We start from the raw sequence: 25,594 nt of genomic DNA on the forward strand, positions 1-25,594 counted from the left end.
GTGCGAACCAACGCCCCCTCTCTAACCTGGCGTTGATAGATCTCACACGTGTACAGCATCAGGGGCGGAACGGGCACGACAACCACAACCGCGCCAGGGGGAGATGCGGTGGGCAGACTGTTGCACGGGCGCGGTGCGCTGTTCGACACCGATCCGGCCGGGCTCGCGCCACGGCTCGTCGGGCTGCGTCCGCATCAGCACCGGGTGACGCCGTACGAGCATCCCCGGGAGCTGCCGTTCGTCGTGCTGTCCGGGGCGCGCGGGCTCGGCAAGAGCGCGGTGCTCGGCGAGTTACGGGCCGCCTACAAGGGGCACACCCCGGTCGGGCTGATCGACTGCGAGGACCCCGAGTTCGCGGGGCCTCCGCCCGGGCGCCCCGCCGAGGCCTGGTCCCCGGTGTCGCAGGCGCTGCTGGTCCTGGCCGAGCAGCTCGCCGAGCAGGTGACCGGCGCGGGGCGGATCCAGTTCCCGCGGCTGATGACGGGGCTCGTCGCGGTCGCGGCCGGCGGCTGGGGGGACGCCGACTCCGAGCGGATCCGGCGCGAGGTGCAGCGGATCCTGCTGCTGAACGAGAGCGGGTCCTGGGTCGGCGGGTTCGCCGGGCGCTGGGCGGGCCGGGTCGCCGCGAAGGTCGTCGCGGCCGCCACCGGCACCGGGCCCCTGCTGTCGGCGGCCGTGGAGGCGACCCTGGAGTCCCTCTCCGACGGCTTCGCGGGACGGCGCCACCAGCGGGCCTCCGCCTGGTACCGGGACTACCCCAACGCCGGTGACAACGCCCGCCGCGGACTGATCCTGCTCTCCGGGCACTTCCGGGCCGGCGGCACCTCACGCGAGCACGCCGAACGGCACCTGGTGCGGGCGCTGCTCGCCGATCTCACCGACGCCTACACGGGCGTACTCCCCCGGATGAAGCGGCTGGGACGGCCGCTCGTGCTGCTCGACAACGCGCAGTCCGCGCCGGGGCCCGGCCTCGTCGAGGCGGTGCTGCGGGACCGCTCCGAGGGCGTCGTCGACCAGGTCGTCTTCTTCGCCGCCGTCCGCGGCACCGGGCGCCCCGCCCTGCGCAACGCGGTGCGGCGGGCGCTGCCCGAGGTGGCCCGCTCCAGCGACTGGGCCCCGGACCCGGGCTCGGCGTCCTCGCGGGCGGTGCAGGTGTCGCTGCCGCCGCTGAGCGGTGACGACACCCTGCACATCGTCGGCGCCGACCCCTCGGTCCCGCCCCGACTCCCGCAGGCGATACACCGGTTGACCGGCGGGAACCCGCTCGGCATCACCCTGCTCGCCGAGTCCGCCGAGCAGAACCTCGCCGACGCCTCCTCGCTCGGCGGGCTGCTCACCGCGGACGTACGGCTGCACGCCGAGCACGACGGCAGGCCCGCCTACCTGGAGCTGCTGGACCGGCTCGTGCCCCCGGACCGGCTGGACGAACTGACCGTGCTGGCCGCCGCCCACGACCACGACTCCGCGTGCGCGCTCGCCGACGCGCTGCTCCCGGAGGACTTCGGTCCCGCGGACGTACGGGCGCTTCAGACCCGGCTGGTGTCGGAGGGGCTGCCCGCGGTGCCCGGACGGTTCGTCGGCGACGCCTTCGTGCGGACGCTGCTGCTGCTCCGGCTGCACCATCGCGACGCCGATCACGGGCAGTGGCGCACGGCGCACGAGACGCTGATCGACCACTACGCCGACCCCGCCGACGAAAGCGTCCGGTACCGGCTGCACCATGAACTCGCCCTGGGCGGCACGGAGTCGGCGGTGGACTACCTGCGGGACAGCTTCGCCACGCTGCCGACCCGCGACTGGCTGACGTCGCTGCGGTTCATCGCCTCCGCGCCGTACTTCCACGCGCACGACGCCGACGGCCGCGACTTCACCGGGCACGACGACCGGCGGGCGGCGGTCGCGCTCGGCCGCACCGACGCCGGGCACGAACCGCCGGAGGGCGTCGACGGCGCACTGCACCTGCGGGTGCGCCGACTGCTGCACGCCGTATGGCAGTTGACCGATCCGCTGACCCTGCCCGACGAGACGGTCGGACAGCGGCTGCGGTTCGAGCTGGAACAGCTCTCCAATCTGCGGCCCGCCGGGAACGCCCTGCTGTGGCGGGCCTCGCGGGACTGGCCGGACGACGCCCTCGCGGGGCGGACGCCGCACATCCCGGACGACGACGAGGGGGAGGCGTGATGGCGCGCGGAGGCTTGTGGACCTGGCTGCGCGAGGACGTCTGGGAGATCCCGTTACGCCGCTATCTCGCGCTGCTGCTCACCGCCGCGCTGGTGACCGGCGGCTGGTTCGGGGTCAGCGCGCTCGCGAAGGAGGACCGCTCCTGCGCCCGGGGGGTGGAGAAGCCGGAGGACAGCGACGAGTGCGTGGGCGTGTCGACCACGGACTACGACTTCGGCCGGCCCCAACTGCGGGACGTGATCTCGGCGATCGACCGGGAGAACCGCTCGCTGAAGCCGGGCAGCTATGTCACCGTGGCGCTGCTGGAGCCGTTCACGGCGTCCGACGCGGACAACCTGGGCGACGTGCTGCATGAGGTCCAGGGCGCGTATCTCGCGCAGTACCGGGCCAACCACGAGTCCAACGGGCAGTCCCCGGCGATCCGGCTCGTGCTCGCCAACCCCGGTGCCACGGGGGCGCATTGGGAGCACACGGTCGATCAGCTGGAGCGGATGACGAAGGGCCCGGACCGGCTGCGGGCGGTGACCGGGGTGGGGCTGAGCACCGAGAACAACAAGCTGGCCGTGCGGGAACTGACCCGGCGCGGCATCCCGGTCATCGGCACCTCCATCACCGCCGACGACCTCGCCAACGGGCAGAACGGCAAGGACCCCTTCCCCGGCCTCGCCCGGGTCTCCCCCACCAACACCGACGAGGCCCGCGCCCTCGCGTCCTTCGCGCAGGTGACGGCGGGCAAGGCGCTGCTGGTGTACGACAAGCCGGGCGACCCGTACACGCGCACGCTCCAGAAGTCCTTCGCGAAGCTGATAGAGGGTTCGCCCTACGAGCCGCAGCCCTTCACCCCGCCCGCCGACCGCAGCCAGGAGGGCACCACCGCCAACACCTTCCGGCAGATCACCCACCTGGTGTGCGACACCGCCCCCGGCACCGACACCATCCTGTTCGCCGGACGCCACACGCAGCTACGGCAGTTCATCAACGCACTCGGCGGACGCGGCTGCCAGGACCGCGAGTTCACGTTGCTGACCGGCGACGAGGGCTCCTACCTCACCGGCGACAAGGACCTCGACCGCTCCGCCCTCACCCGCAAGCTCTCGGTGCGCTACACCGCCCTCGCCCACCCCGACGCCTGGGGGAAGGACGCCGCGAAGACCGGCGGCTCGACGCTGGACGCGGCGGCCCTGAACGAGCTGCTGTCCTTCGCCGCGCGCAAGCCGGTCGGCCCCATCGGCGAGGTCTCCCTCCAGGACGGCCAACTGATCATCGCCTACGACGCCATGCGGCTGGCCGTCCACGGCATCCGCGAGGCCACGCCCGACGGCAGGATCCTGCCGCCGCTCGCCGATGTCGGCCTCCAGTGGCCGCAGGTCAAGGGCTCGCTGCGGGTGAACGGGGCGAGCGGCTGGATCTGCCTGGACGTGCACGGCAACCCGTACGACAAGGCCGTGCCGATCGTGGAACTCACGGCGGAGGGGCGGGCGCAGTTCGTGAAGATCGCCTGGCCGGAGGGGGAGGCGCCGGGGAAGGAGTGCCTGCCGCCGTCCTAGGCCGGTTTGTTTGAGCCTTCGAGGTATTCGATCAGTCGTTCGAACCGGGTGCGCCAGCGCTCCTCCGACTCCTGCTCCCCCTGGAACTCATGGGTGAACCGGAGGGCGCTGCCCTCGACCCCGTCGCGCTCCAGATGGAAGCGGATCCGGCCGCCGCCCTCGACCGTGTACTCGGCGACCCGGTCCACGTCCCAGGCGGTGACCTGTCCGGACCCCAGCTCACGCAGGGTGACGGCGCCGCCGAGCCGGGGTTCGAGGACATCCACGGCGGTGAACCAGCCGGCCAGCCCCTCCGGGGTCGAGATCGCCGGCCAGACCGACTCCATGGGCCTGGGGAGCCGCACCAGGAAGTGCAGAATGTGCGTGCTCCCCTGGATCCGACTGGCGCCCTGCTCGATGGATCCGGTCATGACACCAGCCTGACCCTCGGGGAGGGGTTTCGCACGCTTTTACGGACGCTTGCCCGGCGCATCGACGATGCCGCGCTCCAGGACCGCGTTGCCCCACAGCACCGAGTCGGCCTTGATCACGCCCGTCCTTGATCGTTACCTCCCGGGTGCCGAGCAGCAGCCAGGTCTTCGGATCGAAGACCAACTCCGTCCGGCTGACTCCCCGCTCGTCGACGAACCCGACGGCGGTGCCGTGCCCTTCTACCTGTCCGTACGACAAAGGCCGGTTCCCGTGACCCAGGTCACAGGCAACCGGCCTTCACCGTACGGGACTTCAGAACCCCACGGACTGGAGGGCGCCGAGGCCGACGTCGGCGTAGGAGTGCTTGCCGGAGACGAAGATGTTGACGCCGTAGTAGTTGAACAGCCAGCAGCCGAAGGCGAGCAGGGCCAGGTAGGCGGCCTTGCGGCCCTTCCAGCCGACCGTGGCGCGGGCGTGCAGGTAGCCGGCGTAGGCGACCCAGGTGATGAAGGACCAGGTCTCCTTGGGGTCCCAGCCCCAGTAGCGGCCCCAGGCGTCGCCCGCCCAGATCGCGCCCGCGATGATCGTGAACGTCCACAGCGGGAAGACGGCCGCGTTGACGCGGTAGGAGAACTTGTCCAGGGAGGACGCGGCGGGCAGCCGGTCCAGGACCGAGTTCGCGAAGCGGCCGGGGGTACCGCCGCCCGCCAGCTTGTTCTCGTAGCTGTCCTTGAAGAGGTACAGCAGCGTGGAGACCGCGCCGACGTAGAAGACCGCGCCGCACAGGATCGCCGTGGAGACGTGGATGTACAGCCAGTACGAGTGCAGGGCGGGAACCAATTGGTCACTGGCGGTGTACAAGACAGTGACGGCGAGACCGAGATCGAGGAGGACCGTGGTGGTCAGGAACAGCCCCAGCCAGCGCACGTTCTTCTTCAGCGCCAGCAGCGCGAGGTACACCCCGACGGCGACCGTGGAGAAGGTGATGTTGAACTCGTACATGTTGCCCCACGGCGCCCGCTGCACCGACAGGGCCCGGGTGAGTACACCACCGGCGGCGATGAGGAAGGCGAGCACCGTGAGGGACACGGCGATACGCCCGTAGAGGTCGCCCTGCTCGTCCCCGCCGTGCGCGCCGGGTCCGTCGGGCACGTCCCGGGCGCCGGTCGCGGCCCGGACGACGACCTTCGGCCGCTCCAGTACGGCGGTGCCGCCGGCCTTCTTCACCGTGACCGCGGGAGCGGCACCGGCCTGCTTCGCCTTCGTCGCGGTGAGCGCGGCGGCGGTACGGCCGACCTTGCTGCGGCTGCCGAAGAGCCATTCGGCGATGTACGCGAAGAAGGCCAGGGTGTAGACGGCCATCGCGGAGTAGATCAGCGTGTTGCTGAGGTTCGCGAGGCCTTCGTTGGTTGCGGCGGCGAGAGTCACCTCAACACTCCTTCGGGTGAATGTCCCGCGGACTGGGAGTCGGGCGGTGAGGTTCGCGGAGAGGATTGCGGCCGTGTGACCGGGCTGGTTTCAACCCGGCTGACGTTGATCGTGGAAGACCTGGAGGACCGCCGGTCCGCCGGGCGGCGAGAGCCAGGAATCTCCCTGGATCCGCGAGGGAGAGGACTCAATTCTCAGCCCCTTCGGCTGCTGCTGCGGTGTCGGAGTCGGACGCTCTGTCCGACTCCGCATCCGAGCCACCGGGCGCCCCCGGCGCCTGTTCGTACAGGATCCCGGCGAGGTCGCCGAGCTCCTCGGGCACCTTGGCGGACTCGCTGCGGCCGAGCCCGGCCATCTCGACGACGGTCACCCCGTCGGCGCCCTTGACCGCCCGCACCCACACCCGTCGGCGCTGGATGAACAGGGAGGCGGCGAGACCGAAGATCGCGGCCATGGCACCGGCCAGCGCCCAGCCGCTCGCGGGCTGCTGGGTGATCTGGAAGTTCGCCCACTCCTTGGTGCCCTCATAGGTCACCGAGCCCGCGCCGTTCGGGAGTTCCACGGTCTGCCCGGGCCGCAGGTTCTCCCGCATCTGCTTGCCCTTGGAGTCCTTGAACCCCTTCATGTGCGTCTTGTCGAGCTGGTACACGCTCTGCGGGATGCCCGAGTTGACGCCCAGGTCACCGTGGTACGGCTCCAGGTTGAGCACCGGGTTGATCAGGGCGGGGAAGCTGGAGGACAGCTCGTTGCCGGCCGTGTAGGTGGGCAGGAGGAAGGCCTTGAAGGCGAGCTGCTCGCTGACGCCCTCGGCGTTCTTGTAGCCGTCGTAGACCTTGACCACACCGGAGGAGGTGACATTGGCGTCGAGCGGCAGCATCGGTACGGCGTCGCTGTAGACGACCTTGCCCTTGCCGTCCCGGACGGTGATGACGGGGGCGTAGCCGTGGGCGGTGAGGTAGACCTTGGAGTCGCCGATCTTCAAGGGCTCGTTGACCTTGACGACCGTGGACTCGTCCTTGCCGTAGGCGCCCTCGGCGTAGGTGAGGGAGGTCTGGTAGGTGCGCGGGGTGCCCTTGTTGGGACCGCTCGCCTCGTAGGTGCCCTTGAAGTCCTTCAGGTTGAAGGAGAAGGGGGTGAGGTCCTCGGTGCTGAAGAGGGTGCCGGACTTGAAGTCGTCGTACTGGGTGAGGGTGTTGGAGAAGCCGTCGCCCTCGACGACCAGCTTGTTGCCCTCCATCTTGAACAGCTGGCCCCAGGCGAAGGCGATCAGCATCACGATCAGGGCGATATGGAAGGCGAGGTTGCCGACCTCACGCAGATAGCCCTTCTCGGCGGCGACCGCGTCACCGGCGACATGCGCGCGGAAGCGGTTCTTCTGGAGCAGGGCGAGCGCGGCCTCGCGGACCTGCTCGGGCTCGGCCTCGGTGCGCCAGGTGGTGTAGGCGGGCAGCCGGGTCAGCCGCTTCGGGGCGCCCGGCGGACGGCCGCGCAGCTGGCCCACGAACTGCCAGGTGCGGGGCACGATGCAGCCGATGAGGGAGACGAACAGCAGGATGTAGATCGCGGAGAACCACACCGAGCTGTAGACGTGGAAGAGGCCGAGCTTGTCGTAGACCGGCGCGAGGATGTCGTGCTGGTCGCGGAATTCGGCGACCTTGGTCTCGTCCGAGCCGGACTGCGGGATCAGCGAGCCGGGGATCGCGCCGAGCGCGAGCAGCAGAAGCAGAAGGAGCGCGACCCGCATGGAGGTCAGCTGCCGCCAGAACCAGCGGGCCCAGCCGACGAAGCCCATGGCGGGGAGGTTCGGCAGCTCCTCCTTGGGTGCCGTGGAGAGCTGGGAGCCGGCGGCGCCGAGGTCCTGCTCTTCGGCGCGGTCGGTTGTCGTCTCGCTCATCGCTCAGATCCCCACAGTGAAGCCGTTGGACCAGTTCTGCATCTCCGACACCATGCTGTCCCAGGCGCCGGTGAGGAGCAGCAGACCGGTCACGATCATCATCGTGCCGCCGATCCGCATCACCCAGACATAGTGGCGCTTGACCCAGCCGAAGGCGCCGAGCGCCTTGCGGAAGGCGACCGCGGCGAGCACGAAGGGCAGACCGAGGCCGAGGCAGTAGGCAACGGTCAGTATGGCGCCCCGTCCGGCGCTCGCCTCGTTGTAGGAGAGGGCGATCACGGACGCCAGGGTCGGGCCGATGCAGGGCGTCCAGCCGATGCCGAACAGCGCGCCGAGGAAGGGGGCACCGATCAGTCCGGTGACCGGCCGCTTGTGGAAGCGGAACTCCCGCTGGGTCATCCAGGGCATCAGGCCCATGAAGAAGACACCCAGGGCGATCATGAGCACGCCCAGCACCTTGGACAGGACCGCCTGGTGCTCCTGGAGGTTGTCGCCGAAGTAGCCGAACAGGGCCCCGCTGGAGACGAAGACGGCGGTGAAGCCGAGTACGAAGAGGGAGGCACCCGCGACCATCCGGCCGCGGCGGGCCTCGGCGAGGTCGGTGCCGGTGACGCCGGTGACGTAGGAGAGATAGCCGGGGACCAGCGGCAGGACGCACGGGGAGAAGAAGGAGACCAGGCCGCCGAGGACCGCGATGGGCAGGGCGAGGAGCAGGGCGCCGCTCATCACCGTCTCGTTGGTGCCGGTCGCGGCGAGGGTCGTGAGGGTGCTCACGTCACTTCTCCGCGAGGACCGGGGCGATCATCTTGCGCAGCTTCTCCTCGCTGAGCGGGGCCAGCGAGCGGGCCGCGATCTTCCCGTCCCGGTCGAGGACGAGCGTGGAGGGGATCGCCTGCGGGTTGAGCGTGCCCTTCTCGAAGCGGAGCATCAGCTTGCCGGTCGGGTCGTACAGGCTCGGATAGGTGACGCCCTGTTCCTCCTCGAAGGCGAGGGCGTTCTTGGTGCTGGTGTCGCGGGTGTTGATGCCGACGAACTGCACACCGTCCGCCTTCAGGTCCTGGGAGACCTTCTCGAAGCCCGGCGCCTCGGCCCGGCAGGGGGCGCACCAGGAGCCCCAGACATTCAGCACGACGACCTTGCCGTCGTAGGCGGAGACGTCGAGCTGCTTGCCGTCGACAGTGGCGCCGGACAGTTCGGGGGCGGTGTCGCGCTCGGCCTTCTTGACGGTCGCGATGCCGTCCTCGCCCATGACGAAGCCGGTGCCCCCGCTACCCCCGGACTTACCGCCCGAGGTGCACGCGGACAGCAGCAGCGTGGTGACGACGGCACCGGCGAGGGTCAGGGGGGCGCGACTGGCGGCACTCATGTGAAAAGTTTCGCATGTCCGTTCCGGGGATCTTGCGCACCCCCCTTGCAGGTGAAAACCCGCATATCAGGACGGCTTCTAAAGGTTCTTCCAGCCGTTGGCGGGCGCCTGCCCCACATCGAGTGTGCGCAGCTTGTCGAGCACCTCCGGCGACTGCACGTCCAGCCAGTCCACGAACTGCCGGAAGGAGACGAGCCGTACGTCCTCGCCCTTCTCCTTCTCCCGAGCGATGTGCTTCAGAGCCTCTTCGACGGCGTCCATGTAGATACCGCCGTTCCACTGCTCGAAGTGGTTGCCGACGAAGAAAGGTGCGCGATTTGTCTCGTACGCCCGCTTGAAGCCTGATATGTACGCCTGAGCGGACTGCTCGCGCCAGCCCGGGTAGTTGTGGGCAGGCGCGTTGGTCGAGTTGACCGACTGGTTGGCGAGCATGTTGTAGTCCATCGAGAGGACCTCGAAGGAGCGCCCGGGGAAAGGTATCTGCTGAAGCGGCAGGTCCCATATGCCCTGCTTCTTCGTGGGCCAGACCTGACGCCCGCCCGGCGAGGAGGCGTCATAGCGCCAGCCGAGGTCGCGGGCGGTGGGCAGCAGGTTCTCCTGGCCGAGCAGACAGGGCGTACGGCCGCCGACGAGCTCCTTGTCGTAGTCGAAGGGCAGCGACGGCAGCTCGGTCCAGCCGGTGTTGGTGCGCCACTCCTTCACGAAGGACTTGGCCTGGTCGATCTCGCTGCGCCACTGCTGCGGCGTCCAGTTGCCGACCGAGCCGGAGCCGGCGCAGAAGTGGCCGTTGAAGTGGGTCCCGATCTCGTGCCCGTCGAGCCAGGCACGGCGGACGCCCTTCAGCGTGTCCTTGATGTGCGCGTCGGTGAGATAGCCGATGTCGGAAGCGCCGCGCAGGTTGTTCGGGGGGTCGTAGAGCCGCTTCTTGCTCTCGGGCAGCAAATAGAGCCCCGAGAGGAAGAAGGTCATGTGGGCGCCGAGTTCCTCGGCGAGGTCGAGGAAGCGCGGGAAGAGGCCGTTGCCGACCTCTCCGGCGCCGTCCCAGGAGAAGACGACGAACTGGGGCGGGGTCTGGCCGGGTTCCAGCGGCACGGGCTTCGCGGGCTGCTTCGGCTGCTTGCCGGTGTACGAGGTGGAACCGTCGCCGATGGGCCGGTCGGCGGGCTTGGCGTCACCTCCGTCGGCGGGCCGGGGATCCGAACCCGCGGAACCTCCGGAGGGGTTCGACCCGTCTGACGGCTTGAGGGCACCGCATCCGGCAAGTCCGGCCGCGGCGGCCCCGGCGACGCCGAGTCCGAGTGCTCCCCTTCGGGTGAGAGTGCGCATGGCATCCCCGTTCATCACGTTCTCTGGTGGTCAACCAGTCAGAGGACGGGACGAACGGGGAGGTTCCTGTGGATCACATGTGATTCAGAACAAATGCCAGGAAACGGACCGGGGTCGCACTACGCCCCGAAAGCCTTGTCCTTGCCCTTCACCGGCTTGGCGCCGGCCCGGAGATGAGCCGGTACAAGATCAATCGCAGGCTCGGAGTACCCGACCGACACGATCTTGTCGCCCTGATACGTGAACGACGTCAGGGACGCCAGCGTGCACTGCCGACGCCGAGGGTCGTGCCACAGCCGCCGCTTCTCGACGTACGACCGCACGATCCAGATCGGCAGCTGATGGCTGACCAGCACGGCCTCATGCCCCCGCGCCCGATCCTTCGCGGCGTCCAGCGCCCCCACCATCCGCACGACCTGCTCGAAGTACGGCTCACCCCAGGACGGCTTGAAGGGGTTGACGAGGTGCTTCCAGTTCTCGGGCTTCTTCAGCGCACCGTCACCGACGCCGAAGGTCTTGCCCTGGAAGACGTTGTCGGCCTCGATGAGCCGCTCGTCCGTGGCAAGGTCAAGGCCGTGCGCCTTGGCGATCGGCGTCGCGGTCTCCTGCGCCCGCTCCAGCGGGGAGGACACGACGTGGGTGACGTCCCGGGAGGCGAGGTGCTCGGCGACCCGGTCGGCCATCTGCCGCCCGAGCTCGGAGAGGTGGTACCCGGGGAGACGGCCGTAGAGGATGCCGTCGGGGTTGGCGACCTCGCCGTGCCGCATGAGGTGCACGACGGTGATGTCGGAGTCGGAGTTCAAGCGAGAGCCGTTCTCGGGGTTGGTCATGCCTGCGCCTCCGCCGCCGCCCGGGCCGCCGCCGGAAGGGCGTCGGCGATCTTCTGCACGGCTCGCTCGTCATGGGCCGTGGAGACGAACCAGGACTCGAAGGACGACGGCGGCAGATAGACGCCGTTGGCGAGCAGCGAGTGGAAGAAGGCGGTGAAGCGGAAGGAGTCCTGCTTCTTGGCGTCCTCGTAGTCGCGTACGTCACGATCGGTGAAGAACACGGAGAACATGTTGGAGGCGGTCTGGAGCCGGTGCGCGACGCCCTCCTTGGTGAGCGCGTCGGTGACGAGGCCCTGGATCTGCTCGGACACGGCGTCGATCTTGTCGTAGGCCGCGTCGTCGAGGAGCCGGAGCTGGGCGAGACCGGCGGCCGTGGCGACCGGGTTGCCGGAGAGGGTGCCGGCCTGGTAGACGGGCCCGGCGGGCGCGAGATGCGCCATGACGTCGGCGCGGCCACCGAAGGCCGCGGCCGGGAAGCCACCGCCCATGACCTTGCCGAAGGTCATGAGGTCCGGGACGACCCCGTCGACGCCGAACCAGCCGGCGCGGCTGGTCCGGAACCCGGTCATGACCTCGTCGGAGATGTAGAGAGCGCCGTTCTTGGCGCAGGCGTCCTTGAGCCCCTGGTTGAAGCCGGGACGGGGCGGTACGACGCCCATGTTGCCCGGGGAGGCCTCGGTGATGACGCAGGCGATCTCGCCGGGGTGCCGGTGGAAGGCCTCCTGCACGGCTTCGAGGTCGTTGTACGGCAGCACGATCGTGTCGCCGGCCTGGGCACCGGTGACACCCGGGGTGTCGGGCAGCGCGAAGGTGGCGACGCCGGAGCCGGCGGCGGCGAGCAGCGAGTCGACGTGACCGTGGTAACACCCGGCGAACTTGATCACCTTGGAGCGCCGGGTGAATCCACGAGCGAGCCGAATGGCGGACATGGTCGCCTCGGTGCCACTGGACACGAGCCGCACCTGCTCGACCGGCCCGACCCTCCCGACGATCTCCTCGGCGAGCGCGACCTCCCCCTCACCGGGCGTGCCGAAGGAGGTACCGCGCGAGACGGCCTCCTGCACGGCGGCGATGACCTCCGGGTGGGAGTGCCCGAGGATCATGGGTCCCCAGGAGCAGACGAGGTCGACGTACTCGCGGCCGTCGGCGTCGGTCAGCCAGGCGCCCTTGCCGGACACCATGAACCGGGGTGTTCCGCCCACGGCACGGAAGGCGCGCACCGGGGAGTTCACGCCGCCGGGCGTGACGGCCGCCGCACGGTCGAACAGAGCCTGCGACTCAGGCGCATCGTATGAATAAGGCAGTGAGCTCATGTCCTGCGACTTCTCCGACCTTCTCCGACTGCTCGGACTCCGGTTGCCAGTGACCTCCTCAGGGTAGGCCAGCGGACCGCCGCGCCTGTGGGCCAGCTCTCCTCTGACCCGACATCCGACCCCCTCCCCCGCGCGATCTGCGAAACTGGGGGCTGGTACAAGATCCTGCGGACAGGTGTTTCAGCGCACGTTTCGGCGAGCGGCCGTGGGGGAGGTCACTGACACGATGATCGGGTTGCGCGGCGGGGGCCACGCGTCCTAGAAAAGCAGTCGGGTGGAGATATGCATCGCGGTGGCGGACTGGGCGAGGGGACCGACGACGTCGGTCCGCGTCGTGCCCGTCGGGGCAGGCACCGGCGCGAGGCGGAGGAGACGACAGAAGCACGTCAGGCGCAGGGCGGACAGAGCGGACAGGCGGACTCCGAGCGGATCGACCGACGCGTCGACGGGCTCCGGGCGGCGAGCAGGAATGGTGGTCGGGTGGGGGTGACGTACAAGTACTTCGGCGCGCCGGACGGCGCGACCGCGGCCCGCGTCCCGATCTCGATGCGCCCCGAGGAACTCGGCGGCGACGAGCTCGGCATGAACGGCATGTTCACCAAGATCAAGCCGGAAACGATGGCCGCGATGGTCCTCACCGGCATCGAGGGCGTCCCCCTCCACAAGGTCCCGCCCCTGGAACTGGTCGTCCTCCACCCCGACTACGCGGTCGTGAAACTCCCCATGACGGTCGTCGACCCCCTGCGCGGCATAGGCGAGGAGGCGGTCGGCGCGGCAGCCTTCATCTGGTCCACGGTCCCGGACCGCGGGGGCCCGCGGGATGCGTTCAATGTGTACCAACTGCTGCACGAGTGGCAGGACTTCAGCCATCGGTTGCATGAGGCGGGGCATCAGCCTTATTGCCTTGTGTGGCCGTGACCTGGGGTTTCGTGGGATTCGGGCGGGGTCTTCGGACCTCGCCCTTTTTGGTGCCGGGGAGGGGTCGTCAGGCGGCCAGGGCACATTGAGGGCACATTGGTTTTACTGGGGGCACTGATGTGCCCTGGGTTGCGGGCGGGCCGCCGTCGTCTTCCGCTTCCGCCTCGGCTCCCGGTTCCGTTTCCGTGAAGGCGTCGTCGATCGCCTTGCGCGTGCGAGTCTCGCTGGACGGCAGCAGGTGCGTGTACGTCCGCAGCGTGAAGCCCGGGTCCGAGTGACCGAGGTACTCGGAGAGCGCTTTGATGCTCTCCCCCGCGTCCAGGAGCACGGAAGCGTAGGCGTGCCGGAGGGCATGCATGCCGTCTTCCGGAGCCGCCTGGAGGTACCGCGCGCCCCGCTCGCGGGGAGGGATCACGCCGGCCGCGGCCAGGGCACGCTTCCAGTCGCCCATGTTGAAGACGCTGCGGTTGTAGGCCCGCGCCTTCTGGTCGACGAAGAGGAGGCGGAAGGTCTTCGGCTCGCCGTCCGGCTTGGCCCAAGGCAGGGTGATCTCGGCGGGCGGGAACTCCTTCATGTGGGCCTTGAGGGCGGCGACGAGCTGAGCCGACAGCGGCACTGACCGGATCCTGTTGCCCTTGGGCAGTGCGAAGACAGGCTTCGTACCGACCAGCCGCACCTGGCGGTTTACGTGGATCCAGCCGCCCTTGAAGTCGATGTCCTCAACGGCGCACCCGAACACCTCGCCCTGACGCAGGCCACAGCCGAAGGCAAGCTTGCCTCCCGCATGGAAGCGCTTCGGGAGGCTGGCGATGACCGCGCGTACTCGCTCCAGCGACCAAGGGATGATCTTCTTCTTGGTCGCGGTCGGCAGCTTCACCGACTTCGCTTTGCAGGGATTCTTCGGTAGCAGCCCGTCCTCCACGGCCGCGCCAAGGATGCTGGAGAGGATGTCGAAAATGCCCTCGATCGTCGAGACTTCCAGGCCGGCATCCTGGAGCGTTCGGATCCAACCCTGGATGATCGAGGGCTGGTTGAGGGACCGCAGCTCACGTCGGCCGAGGTGCTCGACGATGTGGTTGCGGACGGTCGCCTCGTAGCGGAGGGCGGTCGTCGGGCCGACGGAGTTCGCGTCGAGCCACTTCTGCGCGTAAGTGCCGAGCGTCTGCTTCGTCTCGGCGGGGACGACGTAGGAGCCGCGCCGGATCTCGACGTCGACCTCGGCGGAACGGTTGTCCGCCTCGGCCTTCGTGTGGAAGTTCTCCTTTCGTTGGCAGCCATCCAGGTCGCGGTAACGGACCTGCCAGCGCTTGCCGATGCCGTGGTCGGCGGTGGGGACCATCCGCTTCGTACGGCTCTTGTGTTCGCCACACTCGGCCTCGGCGGGCTTGGGGTGGGACTTGTGCCAGCGGTCGTACACGTCAGCCAAGAAGGGCCTCCTGGAAGCGGTCGAGGGTCTTTGGGGCGGCGTGGGACACCGAGGGCCCCAGGGGCAGGAGAGCCGCGGGGGCGATGCCAAGCGCGGCGGCGATCGCGACGAGGTCGTCGATGTCGCAGCGGCGGCGGGCGCGCTCGGTGCGGCTGAGGGCCGTGTTGGTCATGGGGCGCCCCAGTGCAGTGCAGCGGGCGGCGAGTTGCTGCTGGGTCAGACCGCGCGCGAGACGTAGGTGCTCGATGGCGCGGGCGGCGTGGAGGCCAGCGGGGCCAATTTCTACAGTTCGGTTTGGCATGACGGACAGATGTAGCTCGCAATTGACCACCGTGGCAATAGTTTTCTCAAATACCCAAGAAAAGTGACCGCGACTGTCGCTATTCAATTTTTCCAGAGTATGTAGGGCTGCGGTGAAGGCGCCCTACACGCTGAGGTCACCGGGTCGGCGGGCCCTCCGAGCAGACAGATTGACCCAGTCAGGACAGGAGGCGGAAATCAGGGTCCCGTTGACAGCAATTTCGGCAACCGGGGATCCGCACTTACTGTTTTGACATCACCCAGCCACGCTGAGAAGTTGTAGGGGGTTTCAGAGATAATGCTGGACTTCTTCACCGAATGTGTGGCTGTGTTGTCCAGGCCCGATTGTCCGATACCGAAAGGAGCCCTATGCCGAGCCCTTCCACTCGCCACACCCGCACGCCCGCTGCCATCGATGCCGCAGGGCGTGGCCCACTGGCCACCCCGGCCGAGGTCGCCGCCTACCTCGGGGTGCCGGTGAAGACCCTCTACCAGTGGAAGTACCGGGGCATCGGCCCCAACGTCCACAAGGTCGGCCGCCATCTGCGCTACCGCTGGCCCGAGGTGGACGCCTGGCTGAACGCCCAGGCCACATACGACCTCGCGGTCTGAGACCCCCGTGCGGGACAGCGAAACGGCTCCCAGCGAACCACCGCCGAGAGCCGCGAGAGTCCCTGCCGCGTCGCCCTTGCCTGAACGATCGATCCGGTGTGGCCAGACCTTGCCCGTCCGGCCCACCAGAGAGGAACGCCTGTGGACGAACCTACGTCCTCCACCACCCCCGTCTCACCTTCGCCGCCCGAACTGCCGCCCGAAGGGGCGCAGATCCTGGCCGACCTGCGGGCGCAGATCAAGCGGTACGTGGTGATGCCGAGCGAGGAGGCCCTCACCGCGGTCACGCTGTGGATCGCGGCGACGCACCTGCAGCGCGCGTGGCAGCACGCACCACGTCTGGCGATCGTGGCTCCGGAGAAGCGGTGCGGCAAGTCACGGCTGCTGGACGTGGTGACCGAGACCGTGCGCAACCCGCTGATCACGGTCAACGCCAGCCCGGCAGCCATCTTCCGCTCGATCGATGACGAGGACCCGCCGAGCCTCCTGGTCGACGAGGCCGACACCCTCTTCAGCACCGTCAAGGCGGCGGAGAAGAACGAGGAGGTGCGCGGCCTGATCAACGCCGGGCACCAGCGCAACCGGCCCACGCTCCGGGTGACCGGACCCGAGCACAAGCCCACTGCGTTCCCCACGTTCGCCATGGCGGCGCTGGCCGGGATCGGTGACCTGCCCGACACGGTGATGGACCGGTCGGTGGTCATCCGGATGCGGCGCCGCGCGGCGGGCGAGAGGGTTGCGGCCTTCCGCACCAGCCGAGACACCCCCGCCCTGCACGCGCTCCGTGACCGGCTCTCCGCCTGGCTCCAGCCGCTGTACAAGCGGGCGCTGGAGATGGAGCCGCCCATGCCGGTCGAGGACCGCGCGGCCGACACCTGGGAACCCCTGGTGGTCATCGCCGACCTCGCCGGGGGCGAATGGCCCGCACTCGCCCGCACCGCGTGCCGCGTCATGACCGACTACGAGGCCGGGCAGGATGAGGAAGGCGGCCTGCGCACTCGCCTCCTGGTCGGCATCCGCCGCGCCTTCGCCGCCGAGAACGACCCGGCGGTACTGGGCACGAAGCGCCTGCTGGAGGCCCTCAACGCGGACAAGGAAGCACCGTGGGCGGAGTACGGCGCCAACGGCCTGACCCCGCGCGGCCTGCAACTGCTGCTGCAGCCCTACGGCATCAGCTCGGCCAACCGCCGCTTCCCCGACGGCACCCAGGCCAAGGGCTTCGCGCGCAACCAATTCCTCGACACCTGGGCCCGCTACTGCCCCGAACCGGCACCTGCGGCCAGGCCCGCCCAACCGCCGGCCGAGCCCCTTCCCGGCACCGCAGCCTGACCCGACTCGACTCGTCACACTCGTCCCCGCCCAGGTCAGCGCGGGGACGAGTGAACGCCCCGCAACGAGTCGACTCGACATCACCAATCCACTCGTACCCGCTCTGACCAGGCATGCGACGAGTGGTACGAGACAGACACCTCTCACGGCGGCCACGCCTCGCGCCCTCCCCTGTTCCGAGGCCGCCGCCCCCGAGCCCGCCTGGAGTACCCCGCTTGCCTACCCGCAGCACTGCCACCGACGCGATTCGCGTCGGCATCGCCCTACTCGCCGTCTTCGCCTTCGCCCTCTCCTATGACGCCTTGCGGCAGACGGCCGTCGCCATCCACATCCGCGGGCTTCTCACCTATGTCTTCCCGCTCGTGATCGACGGGTTCATCGCCATCGGCGTAGGCGCCCTCGTGATGCTGCGCACCGCCTCGGCATGGTCCCGCGCCTACGTATGGATACTCGTCGGCGCCGCAACGGTGACGAGCATCTGGGCCAACGCTCTGCACGCCGTCCGCCTCAACCAGCAGACCCGCCAAGGCGATGGCCTCCGCCTCGACGACTTCACCGTCGGCGCCCTGTCCGCCATCGCCCCACTCGCCCTGGCCGGCGCGGTCCACCTCTATATCGTCGTCCACCGCCATCCCACGGCTCACGGTCCCGCCGATGTGGCGCGGGATGCTGCCGACGTGGCTCCCAGCACCACCGAAGTGGCTGAAGAGCCACAGTCCTCCGCCGAATCACAGGATCACGAGGCCAGCGAAATCCCTCCCGAACGGCTCGCCCTCGCACGTACTGCGCCACTGGGACGCAATGGGCGTGCCTCACGCCGCCACATCGAAGCCACCTTCCGCAACAGGGACTTGACCATCGGTAGGACGGAGGCGGACAGGCTCAAGGACATCCTTCAGGCCGAACTCGACGAAGCCGCCTCCCAGCAGCAGAGGGACCTCGACGCGGCCCCCGCCGAGGCCGCCTGACCCCTGCGTTCACACCGCTGCCCTCCCGGGCTCATCCCGTGTCCCCAGCTCCCGGCACCAGCACCCCACGGAGAACGACCCATGCACGACCCGCACCACGAACTCCCCTCCTCTCAGCGGGAGATGGCCAACGGCCTGAACAGCGCAGCAAGTTGTACCGGGAGCAATGCTCCCGGAGTTCCCGCCCCAGGGGTGGCGGGAACAGCCCGGTGCCAGCAGGCACCGGAGCGTCAGGCTGCGACCGAGGGCGGACCGCAGCAGGGAAGGGAACGGCAGGCCGAGCCCCTTGCGAAGAGACGTCAGCGCCCACGTCAGCCGAAGTCCCGCAAGCGCCTGCACCAGCCCAGCTGCCGCATGAACGACACCGAGTTCCAGCGCTTCACCGACGCCGCCGCCCACTGCCAGATGTCCCACGCCGCCTTCCTCGCCTATGCCGTCGACAAAGCCGCCCGCGACCTGACCCGCACCGCCGCCGAAATCGCCACCGAACGGCAGGTCATCAACGAGCTGTTCGCAGCCCGCCGACACCTGGGCTGGATCCACGGCCTGTTCAACCAGGTCGCCAAGGCCCTCAACTCCGGCGCCGACGCACCCCACCTGGACGCCATGGCCACGGCCGTCGGCAGCGCCGCCCGCCGCATGGAGGACGCCGCCGATGCCCTGCTGGCCCACCGCGACGGCAGTGCCGCTGAATGATCCCCAGCATCCACGACCGCGGCAGCGAGACGATCGGCCTGATCCAGTACCTCTACGGCCCCGGTACCAAAGAGGAGCACATCGACCCGCACCTGGTGGCCGCCTTCGACCCACTCACCCCCGACCCCGGCCGCGACCCGAAGGCCACCTACGAACAGCTCCAGCACCTGCTCGACCAGCCCGTCACCGCGCTGCCCGCCAGCAAGCGCCCCGAGAAGCACGTATGGCACCTGTCCGTGCGGGCCGCGCCGGAGGACCCGATCCTGTCCGACGAGGACTGGGCGGCCATCGCCCGCCGCACGGTCGCCGCCACCGGCATCGCCCCCGACGGCGACGAAGCCGCCTGCCGCTGGGCAGCCGTCCGCCACGCAGACGACCACATCCACATCATCGCCACCCTCGTCCGCGACGACGGCCGCCGACCCCGCCTGCACAACGAGGCCCGCCGCGCCCAGGCCGAATGCCGCCGCATCGAAGCCGACTACAACCTGCGCCGCGTCCCGGCCGGGGACGGGACCGCCACGAAGCGGCCGACCAGCGCCGAACGCCACAAGGCCGAACGTGAGGGCCGCGAGCAGTCGGCGCGCGAGGAGCTGCGGGAGACCGTACGGCGGGCGGTGGCGGGAGCCATGAGCGAGGGGGAGTTCTTCGACCGGCTGGCCTCCGCCGGCCTGCTGATCCGCAAGCGCGTCGCGCCCTCCGGCGACCTGCTCGGCTACACGGTGGCCCTCCCCGACGACCGCAACGGCGACAAGGAGCCCGTGTTCTACGCGGGCTCCACCCTCTCCCCCGATCTCTCCCTGCCTCGTATCCGCAAGCGCTTCTCCAGCGGCTCCCCTGACCAGGACTCGGACACGCCTTCCGTCGAAGCCCCCAGCGGACCAGCGACGGCACGGCGGCAGGCAGCCTCGGCTACGTGGCAGGCGGTGCTGGTCATCGACCACGGTGAGGACGCTCAGGTGGCCGCGCACATCGCGGCGGCCGGGGAGGTGTTGGACGCGCTCGCCAAGACCTCCGCCGCCCATACCCGCAAACAACTGCGCGGGGCGGCCTTCGTGTTCGAGCGAGCCACCCGCTCCCACGTCCAGGCCGAACGCGGGCACGACCGCGCTCTTCGCCAGGCCGCCCGCGACCTCGTCCACAGCGGGCCCGCCCTCGGTCGTGGGGAAGACGGCGCCACCACCGCCATGGCCATCGACATGCTGTTCTTCCTCGTCACCGCCGCCGCCCACTGGCACGCCAAGAAGAACCACGCCCAGCAAGCGGCTGCCGCCCAAGAGGCCGCCGAGCATCTGCGCGCCGCCTACCGGGCCGCCGCCGACATCCCGTTGGGCGCGCTGTACCAACGGGGCCGACACCTGCCCCAACCGCTGCGCCAGAGACAGGCTGCCTACCTCCGCCAGGCAGTGCCGGAGCTGGCGGAACAGGCTCTGGCCGAGCCGGGCTGGTTTGCGCTGGCCGCCACGCTCGCCGATGTCGAGGCCGCCGGACACGACCCGGCCGGGCTCCTGGCCGAAGCGGCTGGACGGCGGGAGCTTGCGACCGCGGACTCGGTCACCGACGTGCTGGTGTGGCGGCTGCGCCGCATGGCCAACCTGCCCGCCGACGCCACCGCGATATCCGATCGCGCCACCACCGCGGTCCCGGGCAACGGCCGCACTGCCCGGCCTTCAACGGGCCGAGGCGATCAACGCCGCAGGGCGCGATGATTCCGCACACACGCCGAGTCCCGCTGCCAAGGCCAAGGCAGGGGGCAAGGGTTCGGTGGGCGATCACCGGAACCGCTGAGCACGAGCGCGCAGCCCGTTCCGAATCGGAACAGGAACTGCGGGGCGTTTCCTGAGTGAACGCCCCGATCTCCTCCTCAGTGAACGAATGTGGCCAGCGGTGAGCCGGGGCGTAGGGAGCCATCCGGGTGCTCGATGGCCCGCAGGCCGGTGGCGGAGATGAGCAAGGAAGCGCCCGCGGTCACACGTGTACCCGAAGGAGGTGAGCTTCTCGCTGGGCAGCCAGTTGGTTGGCCAGCTCATCGGCACCGATTGCGCTCAGGGCCCAGAGGCTGCTGGCTCTGCGGGCCCACTGCCATAGCAGGTCATCCACAGGGGTGTGGAAAGGCAGTACGGGGATGCCGTGGGCATCGAAGGGATCGGCGTCGAGGTACCGCAGGCCGCCGGTGCCGCATAGATAGTGGGTGCTGCCGGTGGCTGCGGCGAGATCCGCCAGGCGCTGGGAACGACCTGGGCGGGTCGGGATCTCACTGCTGTCCCGCACGTCCCGTGACCATCCAAGGACCGTGAGCAGGGCAATCGTCGATGTTCTCGCGAGGTCGGCCACGCGGTCCGAGGTGTCGAGCGTGTCCAAGACCGCGTCGAGAACGTCGAACACGGCTTTCCGGTGAGGGCTTCGGCCGTAGTACTGGCGCACGAGCAGCTGGACCGTCCGGCGCGAGCGCTGGGGGTCAACGAGCCGTGCCTGACTGATCAACGTCGAGCGCCCCTGGGGAAGATGCATGGGGAGCGTGAGCCACTGCTGGCGTACGGGCTCGTCCAGATCGGCGAGACGGGCGCGATGCTGGTAGTCGCGCCGGGCGAACTGGACGTCGTCCAGGACGATCCACCGGTCGGCGGCGTACAGCTTGGCCAGCGTGGACAACCTCGGGAAGAGGTTCGGCTGGTGGATCGCGCACACCCCGCCGCGTGGCGGGTCAGGTGACGATGAGACGGCTGTCGAAGCCGGCCCGCAGAAGGCGCTCGTAGGCGTCATGCACATCCCCCGGTACGTCCTGCTCGACGGCGAAGCCGAGCTTCGGGTACTCGATCACCCGCTGCAGGTCGCCGACGAGCATGTCGACGACGAGCTTCTCGTCGCCAATGGACTTGATGTAGTCGTCCAACTCCAGCGGCTCGGAGGCGCAGACGACGTCGGCCTCGGGCCACAGCTTGCGGCACGTCGCGTACGAGCGGCGCTCCATGTACGGCTTGGAGATCAGCAGCAGCGACTCGACCTCGACGCCAGCCCCGACCAGCAACTCCCGCGAGAGCGTGATGTTCTGGCCGGTGTTCGCGGCCTTCGGCTCGACCAGGATCGCCTCGTCCGGCACGCCCAGGCTCAGCGCATGCTCGCGGTAGTGCACAGCCTCACCGCGCGGAAAACGAGCCCGGGTGGTCGGGCTGTTGCCGCCGCTGAACACCACGACCGGGAAGAGGCCGGCGCGGTAGAGGTTGGCGGCCGCGTTCGCCACGCCCAGGTCGTGGCTGCCCAGTCCGATCGCCGCCGAGCAAGGCCGCAGCTCGTGGCCCATCTGGTGGTAGTTCCAGATCAGCGTCGCGTCGTGGAACTGCTCGTCGGTGATCTGGCGCTGCTGGTGCTGCGGCACTGGCACTCCCTGGCTCATCCTTGCCGGCCCTTTCGGATGCCCTCGATGCTGCGCAGCTGGTGGCTCAGCCCGAACTGCTGCGCCACCTGTGCCGCCTGGTCGAGGACGGACAGCCCATCATTGCGGGTCGCCGCATCCGACAGAAGGATGTGCCCGTAGGCGGTGTCCAACCGAACCCGCTGCATCGGGGAGTCGACCGTGCCGGTGGTACGCGCGATGTCGATGTAGTGCAGCGCCTGGTCCAGGTGGCCGGCGCCGCGGTGAGCGAGGGCCAGCTTCTGGTGTGCCACGGACCAGTCCTCCGGCTCGCCGAGTTCCTCAAACTCGCAGGTGGCGGCCGCCATGACCTCGGTGGCGTAGTCGTTGTCGCCCTCCTTGCTCAGCGCCGTACCCACCCACAGGCGGGCACGGGCCCGGTCCCGTCGACTCAGGCGCTCGTCCCGGGCGAGCTGCTCATAGCGGCGGGCCGAGACCTCCAGCTGTCCGGACATCTCCTGCACCACAGCAAGGGAGAGCTCGATCTGGGCCACCCTGCGCGGGATATCGAGCTCGCAGAACATGTCGCGCGCGGTCAGGTAGGACTGGCGGGCGGAGAGCGGGCCGAGGATCGCCCCTTGGTCGCGCTGCACATCACCAAGCAGCACCAGTGAACGCCCGTACAGGTAAAGGCCCTTGTCGTCGATATCCCGCGGGTCATGGCGGCCCAGCCAGCGGTTGAGCAGCGTCGAGGCGAAGGGGAAGTTCTGGCGGCTCACGCAGACCACGGCACGCTCGATGTCCTCGGTCCAGGTCTCGTAGTCCGCCGGCCGCGCGCTCTTCCGCTCCGGGAACAGCAGCGCCTCGAAGCGGGCGTGGGCTGCGGAGTCGGCGCGGGCGAGCGCGGTGTCGAGGATGGCCTGGGTATCGGGCCGAGGCTGCGTTTCGGCGCCCAGGCTCTCCCACTTGGCCACCGTGCGCAGGGCCACGCCGAGGTGGTCGGCGAAGGAGCGCGTGCTCATGCGCAGCGCGGCACGCAGGGCGCTCGCCTCCCGACCGCTCCAGTGCTGCACGCTGACCACGGCTGACCTCCCTCCGTCACGTATCGAAGCACTCTCGGTGACCATGCGGGGCTCGAAGTGCAACGGAAGTACAACAGCAGGTCATTTCAAGGCCGTTCGCGAAAGCCGACGCTCTTGGTCATGGACGACGAACCCCTCACCGAACGCCGCCCGGTCACCGGCCCGCGCGTCTTCGGCTACCTACGCCACGTCACCGGCGGGGCAGCCCGCCACACGGCGCTCACCGGTTGCATCACCGAGTACTGCCGCCGCCACGAGCTGACCTTGTGCGGTGTCTTCACCGACCGCGAACCGGCCGTCGCCTTCCGCTCCCCCGCATTCGTCGGCCTCCTGGACGCCCTCGAACTCCCCGACACCTACGGCACCGTGACCCCGGCGCTCGGCCACCTCGGCCCCAGGCCCGTCGCCGCCGAGCGCAAGCGGCGGATATCGGCAACCGGCGCCCGCCTGATCACGGTCCGTTCCACCAGGCCGACGGCAAGCGACGCGCCTTCCTTCCGCCTCCAGCAGCAGGGGGGCACCTGATGTCCGTGCGCAGCGCGCTGCGCCGGGCCCCGATGATCGGCGACATTCCCGGACTGCGCCTGCTGCGGGTCGGCGACGACTGGGATCTCGTACGAATGCCCGCGGAGACCGGATTCCTGACCCTTGCCCATCTTCGCGCCCTCGGCGCCCCGATCGGGCCAGTGCTCTACGACGGCCCCAACGAACGCCTCTACTACGCCATCCAGACCGGCACCACAGACAGCGGCTGGGACGGCCTGCCCGTCCGGCATCTCTCCAGCAACTCATGGCTCGTGGCACCCGGCCTGGAGTTGATGGACGACTGGTTCGGCGGCTGGTGCGAGCTCCCCGACGACGACACGCTCACCGACCCCGACGTCCTGCGCGCCGCGCTCCAGCACTCGTACGTCACGGCCGTCTGGCAAGAAACACCATCCGACGCCCCCCTCTAGATCGCCTTCCGACCCGACCGCAAGGGGACACCCGTGACGACCCACCCCGTCTCACCCAACACAGTCCTCGCCAACGCCCTGCTGCGCGCCGAAGACATCCTGGCCCCACGCATCCTGGCCACCCCGCCGGCGCGGATCGTCCTGGTCGTCGGCACCCAGATCAACGGCGCCCCGCACATCGGCACCTCCCTCGTGCAGTCCCTGGCCTTCGCGATGGCCGCCCGCCTGTGCGACCGCTTCGGCATCCGCACCGAGGTCCTCTTCAGCGCCCTCGACAATGCCCCGTACCAGCAGGCCACGGACCCGGTCAGCGGCCACCGCTACCAGCGCGCCTACGCCCAGGCCACCGACGAACAGGCCCTGACCGGCCTCATCGGCGCCCTCTACCAGCCCCTGTTCACCGCCCTGTCCCGACGCCTGGGCATCCCGTACCACGTCGAGACCTACACCCAGCAGCAAGCCGGCGAGCACTTCCGCCGCACCTGGCTGCGGCTCCTGCCCCGCCTCGACGCCGCCCGCTGGTGGCTCGCCCCCTCCACCGGCACCCCGCACCTCCGGGTCCCCTGCCCCCAGCCCGGCTGCGGCTGGGCCGAGAAGCACGCCGAGCGGACGCGTACACACCTCACCGACCGCGACACCGCCACCGTCGCCGCGGTCTGCCTCCACCACGGCCCCTACCAGGCCACCATCACGCCCAACGCCGGCGCCTACCTCGACCTGGCCACCTTGTACCGCAACCTCGTCAAGGAACTCGCCCTGACCAGCCCACGCGAGGGCGGCACCCTGCACGTCATGGTCAAGGGCGGCGACTGGGTCTTCGGCTCTCTCCTCATCGACGAGGCCCTCCAGGCCGTCGGCCTCACCCGCGCCCAGCTCCCCGCCCGCCTGTTCTGCCCCCAGGTCGTCACCGACACCGGCGCGAAGCTCTCCAAGTCCCTGATCCGCGAGGGCCGCGCCACCTTGCCGACGGGCGCGGCGGACTGGATGCTCGACACCCGGAAATGGCCCGGCAGCGTCACCGAGTACGCCGACCATCTGCTGGCCATGACCGAGACGATGCTGTCCGACCCCCGCCATTTCTTCCGCTCGTACTCCGCAGCCGAGATCGGCCGCCTGATCACCGCACCAGCACCCAGGAGCGTTTCCGCCCCATGACCGACACCACCGCCTGCGTTCGCGAACTCAACCTCTACCGCCAGTACTTCGACCTTGTCGCCGCCGGCACGAAGACCATCGAGGTACGGGTGAAATACCCCCACCTCGCCGACCTCGCCGCGGGCGAGACCATCCGCTTCCGGATCAAGGGCACCGAGGAGACCTGCGAGGTCAAGGTCGTCCGCGTCACCGAGTACACCGACTTCGAGGCCCTGCTCCACGGCGAGGGACCGGCCAATGTCAACCCGACCGCCACTCACGACGAGCAACTGGCCAACATCCGCGCCATCTACCCACCCGAGAAAGAAGCTCTCGGCGCGCTCGCCATCGAGATTGGTCCCTTGTAGCCCTCGCCCATGCGGCAAGGCGCCCATAAGTGGGCCTGACGGCTTGGTGTTCACCGAGTGAACGGCTGGATGGTTCACCCGTTGAACAGCTCATCCGTGCACTAAGCGAACGCTCAAAGCCACGAAGCCAGGACCAATCGTCGATCTCCTCAATCCT

At 69.4% G+C, this 25,594-nt stretch carries 25 protein-coding genes; 12 read left to right on the forward strand and 13 right to left on the reverse strand.

What is annotated here, in order from left to right:
* Nucleotides 1-108 precede the first annotated feature (108 nt).
* Together BN159_RS19150 and BN159_RS19155 are read left to right on the forward strand one after the other, a co-directional pair.
* Nucleotides 109-2,181 carry a hypothetical protein gene (locus BN159_RS19150; RefSeq protein ID WP_015658639.1) on the forward strand — a complete coding sequence of 691 codons (2,073 nt, stop codon included), beginning with the start codon at nucleotides 109-111 and terminating at the stop codon, nucleotides 2,179-2,181.
* Nucleotides 2,181-3,728 carry a type 1 periplasmic-binding domain-containing protein gene (locus BN159_RS19155; protein WP_015658640.1) on the forward strand — a complete coding sequence of 516 codons (1,548 nt, stop codon included), beginning with the start codon at nucleotides 2,181-2,183 and terminating at the stop codon, nucleotides 3,726-3,728. Before BN159_RS19150 ends, BN159_RS19155 begins: the two co-directional genes overlap by 1 nt.
* On the opposite strand, the gene BN159_RS19160 is transcribed toward BN159_RS19155, so the two are convergent.
* The 8 genes from BN159_RS19160 to hemL form a co-directional block, all read right to left on the reverse strand.
* Nucleotides 3,725-4,138 carry an SRPBCC domain-containing protein gene (locus BN159_RS19160; RefSeq protein WP_015658641.1) on the reverse strand — a complete coding sequence of 138 codons (414 nt, stop codon included), beginning with the start codon at nucleotides 4,136-4,138 and terminating at the stop codon, nucleotides 3,725-3,727. The genes BN159_RS19155 and BN159_RS19160 overlap by 4 nt on opposite strands.
* A 313-nt stretch (nucleotides 4,139-4,451) precedes the next feature.
* Nucleotides 4,452-5,567 (reverse strand): c-type cytochrome biogenesis protein CcsB, encoded by a 1,116-nt coding sequence (gene ccsB / locus BN159_RS19165; RefSeq protein WP_015658642.1) that lies wholly within the window; start codon nucleotides 5,565-5,567, stop codon nucleotides 4,452-4,454.
* A gap of 187 nt (nucleotides 5,568-5,754) precedes the next feature.
* The gene (resB, locus tag BN159_RS19170) at nucleotides 5,755-7,461 is read right to left on the reverse strand and encodes a cytochrome c biogenesis protein ResB (RefSeq protein WP_015658643.1); all 1,707 of its coding nucleotides are present in this window, start codon (nucleotides 7,459-7,461) and stop codon (nucleotides 5,755-5,757) included.
* A 3-nt stretch (nucleotides 7,462-7,464) separates the two neighbouring features.
* Entirely contained in the window at nucleotides 7,465-8,235 is a 771-nt protein-coding gene (locus BN159_RS19175) for a cytochrome c biogenesis CcdA family protein (protein ID WP_015658644.1), read from the reverse strand.
* Nucleotide 8,236: 1 nt separating this feature from the next.
* Nucleotides 8,237-8,827 (reverse strand): TlpA family protein disulfide reductase, encoded by a 591-nt coding sequence (locus tag BN159_RS19180; RefSeq protein ID WP_015658645.1) that lies wholly within the window; start codon nucleotides 8,825-8,827, stop codon nucleotides 8,237-8,239.
* Nucleotides 8,828-8,905: 78 nt separating this feature from the next.
* Complete coding sequence (locus BN159_RS19185; RefSeq protein WP_041819528.1) at nucleotides 8,906-10,153, reverse strand: polysaccharide deacetylase family protein; 1,248 nt, start codon at nucleotides 10,151-10,153, stop codon at nucleotides 8,906-8,908.
* A gap of 119 nt (nucleotides 10,154-10,272) precedes the next feature.
* Nucleotides 10,273-10,983, reverse strand: a complete 711-nt coding sequence (locus tag BN159_RS19190) for a histidine phosphatase family protein (RefSeq protein WP_015658647.1) — start codon at nucleotides 10,981-10,983, stop codon at nucleotides 10,273-10,275.
* The gene (hemL, locus tag BN159_RS19195; protein ID WP_015658648.1) at nucleotides 10,980-12,296 is read right to left on the reverse strand and encodes a glutamate-1-semialdehyde 2,1-aminomutase; all 1,317 of its coding nucleotides are present in this window, start codon (nucleotides 12,294-12,296) and stop codon (nucleotides 10,980-10,982) included. Before hemL ends, BN159_RS19190 begins: the two co-directional genes overlap by 4 nt.
* 282 nt (nucleotides 12,297-12,578) lie before the next feature.
* On the opposite strand from hemL, the gene BN159_RS19200 reads away from it, so the two are divergent.
* Nucleotides 12,579-13,214 (forward strand): hypothetical protein, encoded by a 636-nt coding sequence (locus BN159_RS19200; protein ID WP_015658649.1) that lies wholly within the window; start codon nucleotides 12,579-12,581, stop codon nucleotides 13,212-13,214.
* 67 nt (nucleotides 13,215-13,281) lie between these two features.
* On the opposite strand, the gene BN159_RS19205 is transcribed toward BN159_RS19200, so the two are convergent.
* The gene (locus tag BN159_RS19205; RefSeq protein ID WP_041819530.1) at nucleotides 13,282-14,631 is read right to left on the reverse strand and encodes a tyrosine-type recombinase/integrase; all 1,350 of its coding nucleotides are present in this window, start codon (nucleotides 14,629-14,631) and stop codon (nucleotides 13,282-13,284) included.
* 1 nt (nucleotide 14,632) lies between these two features.
* Complete coding sequence (locus BN159_RS44050; protein ID WP_078598829.1) at nucleotides 14,633-14,941, reverse strand: helix-turn-helix domain-containing protein; 309 nt, start codon at nucleotides 14,939-14,941, stop codon at nucleotides 14,633-14,635.
* A 368-nt stretch (nucleotides 14,942-15,309) separates the two neighbouring features.
* Here BN159_RS44050 and BN159_RS44055 point away from each other — a divergent pair, with 368 nt between their 5' ends.
* The 5 genes from BN159_RS44055 to BN159_RS19235 all read left to right on the forward strand — a co-directional run bounded on the left by BN159_RS44055 (nucleotide 15,310) and on the right by BN159_RS19235 (nucleotide 20,254).
* Entirely contained in the window at nucleotides 15,310-15,552 is a 243-nt protein-coding gene (locus tag BN159_RS44055; protein ID WP_015658652.1) for a helix-turn-helix transcriptional regulator, read from the forward strand.
* 141 nt (nucleotides 15,553-15,693) lie between these two features.
* Nucleotides 15,694-16,881: a DUF3631 domain-containing protein gene (locus BN159_RS19220; protein ID WP_015658653.1), complete on the forward strand. Its 1,188-nt coding sequence runs from the start codon at nucleotides 15,694-15,696 to the stop codon at nucleotides 16,879-16,881.
* A gap of 215 nt (nucleotides 16,882-17,096) precedes the next feature.
* Nucleotides 17,097-17,849 (forward strand): DUF2637 domain-containing protein, encoded by a 753-nt coding sequence (locus BN159_RS19225; RefSeq protein WP_015658654.1) that lies wholly within the window; start codon nucleotides 17,097-17,099, stop codon nucleotides 17,847-17,849.
* Nucleotides 17,850-18,203: 354 nt separating this feature from the next.
* Nucleotides 18,204-18,545 carry a hypothetical protein gene (locus tag BN159_RS19230; RefSeq protein WP_041819533.1) on the forward strand — a complete coding sequence of 114 codons (342 nt, stop codon included), beginning with the start codon at nucleotides 18,204-18,206 and terminating at the stop codon, nucleotides 18,543-18,545.
* Nucleotides 18,542-20,254 (forward strand): relaxase/mobilization nuclease domain-containing protein, encoded by a 1,713-nt coding sequence (locus BN159_RS19235; RefSeq protein ID WP_015658656.1) that lies wholly within the window; start codon nucleotides 18,542-18,544, stop codon nucleotides 20,252-20,254. The genes BN159_RS19230 and BN159_RS19235 overlap by 4 nt, the downstream gene beginning before the upstream one ends.
* Before the next feature lie 259 nt (nucleotides 20,255-20,513).
* Here BN159_RS19235 and BN159_RS19240 read toward each other — a convergent pair whose 3' ends face one another.
* The 3 genes from BN159_RS19240 to BN159_RS19250 are packed head-to-tail and all read right to left on the reverse strand — an operon-like array spanning nucleotide 20,514 to nucleotide 22,979.
* On the reverse strand, nucleotides 20,514-21,233 hold the full coding sequence (locus BN159_RS19240; protein WP_015658657.1) for a WbqC family protein: 720 nt from the start codon (nucleotides 21,231-21,233) through the stop codon (nucleotides 20,514-20,516).
* Nucleotides 21,234-21,249: 16 nt separating this feature from the next.
* Nucleotides 21,250-21,939, reverse strand: a complete 690-nt coding sequence (locus tag BN159_RS19245; RefSeq protein WP_015658658.1) for a YdcF family protein — start codon at nucleotides 21,937-21,939, stop codon at nucleotides 21,250-21,252.
* Nucleotides 21,936-22,979 carry a helix-turn-helix domain-containing protein gene (locus BN159_RS19250; RefSeq protein WP_015658659.1) on the reverse strand — a complete coding sequence of 348 codons (1,044 nt, stop codon included), beginning with the start codon at nucleotides 22,977-22,979 and terminating at the stop codon, nucleotides 21,936-21,938. Before BN159_RS19250 ends, BN159_RS19245 begins: the two co-directional genes overlap by 4 nt.
* Before the next feature lie 120 nt (nucleotides 22,980-23,099).
* On the opposite strand from BN159_RS19250, the gene BN159_RS19255 reads away from it, so the two are divergent.
* Genes BN159_RS19255 through BN159_RS19270 form a run of 4 tightly spaced genes read left to right on the forward strand, consistent with a single transcriptional unit; the run spans nucleotide 23,100 to nucleotide 25,437 of the window.
* Nucleotides 23,100-23,504: a hypothetical protein gene (locus tag BN159_RS19255; RefSeq protein ID WP_015658660.1), complete on the forward strand. Its 405-nt coding sequence runs from the start codon at nucleotides 23,100-23,102 to the stop codon at nucleotides 23,502-23,504.
* Nucleotides 23,504-23,935 (forward strand): hypothetical protein, encoded by a 432-nt coding sequence (locus BN159_RS19260; RefSeq protein WP_015658661.1) that lies wholly within the window; start codon nucleotides 23,504-23,506, stop codon nucleotides 23,933-23,935. Before BN159_RS19255 ends, BN159_RS19260 begins: the two co-directional genes overlap by 1 nt.
* 33 nt (nucleotides 23,936-23,968) lie before the next feature.
* Nucleotides 23,969-25,090: a hypothetical protein gene (locus tag BN159_RS19265; protein ID WP_015658662.1), complete on the forward strand. Its 1,122-nt coding sequence runs from the start codon at nucleotides 23,969-23,971 to the stop codon at nucleotides 25,088-25,090.
* Entirely contained in the window at nucleotides 25,087-25,437 is a 351-nt protein-coding gene (locus BN159_RS19270) for an ASCH domain-containing protein (protein WP_015658663.1), read from the forward strand. The genes BN159_RS19265 and BN159_RS19270 overlap by 4 nt, the downstream gene beginning before the upstream one ends.
* Nucleotides 25,438-25,594 lie beyond the last annotated feature (157 nt).

Source organism: Streptomyces davaonensis JCM 4913 (assembly GCF_000349325.1).
GTDB classification, from domain to species: domain Bacteria; phylum Actinomycetota; class Actinomycetes; order Streptomycetales; family Streptomycetaceae; genus Streptomyces; species Streptomyces davaonensis.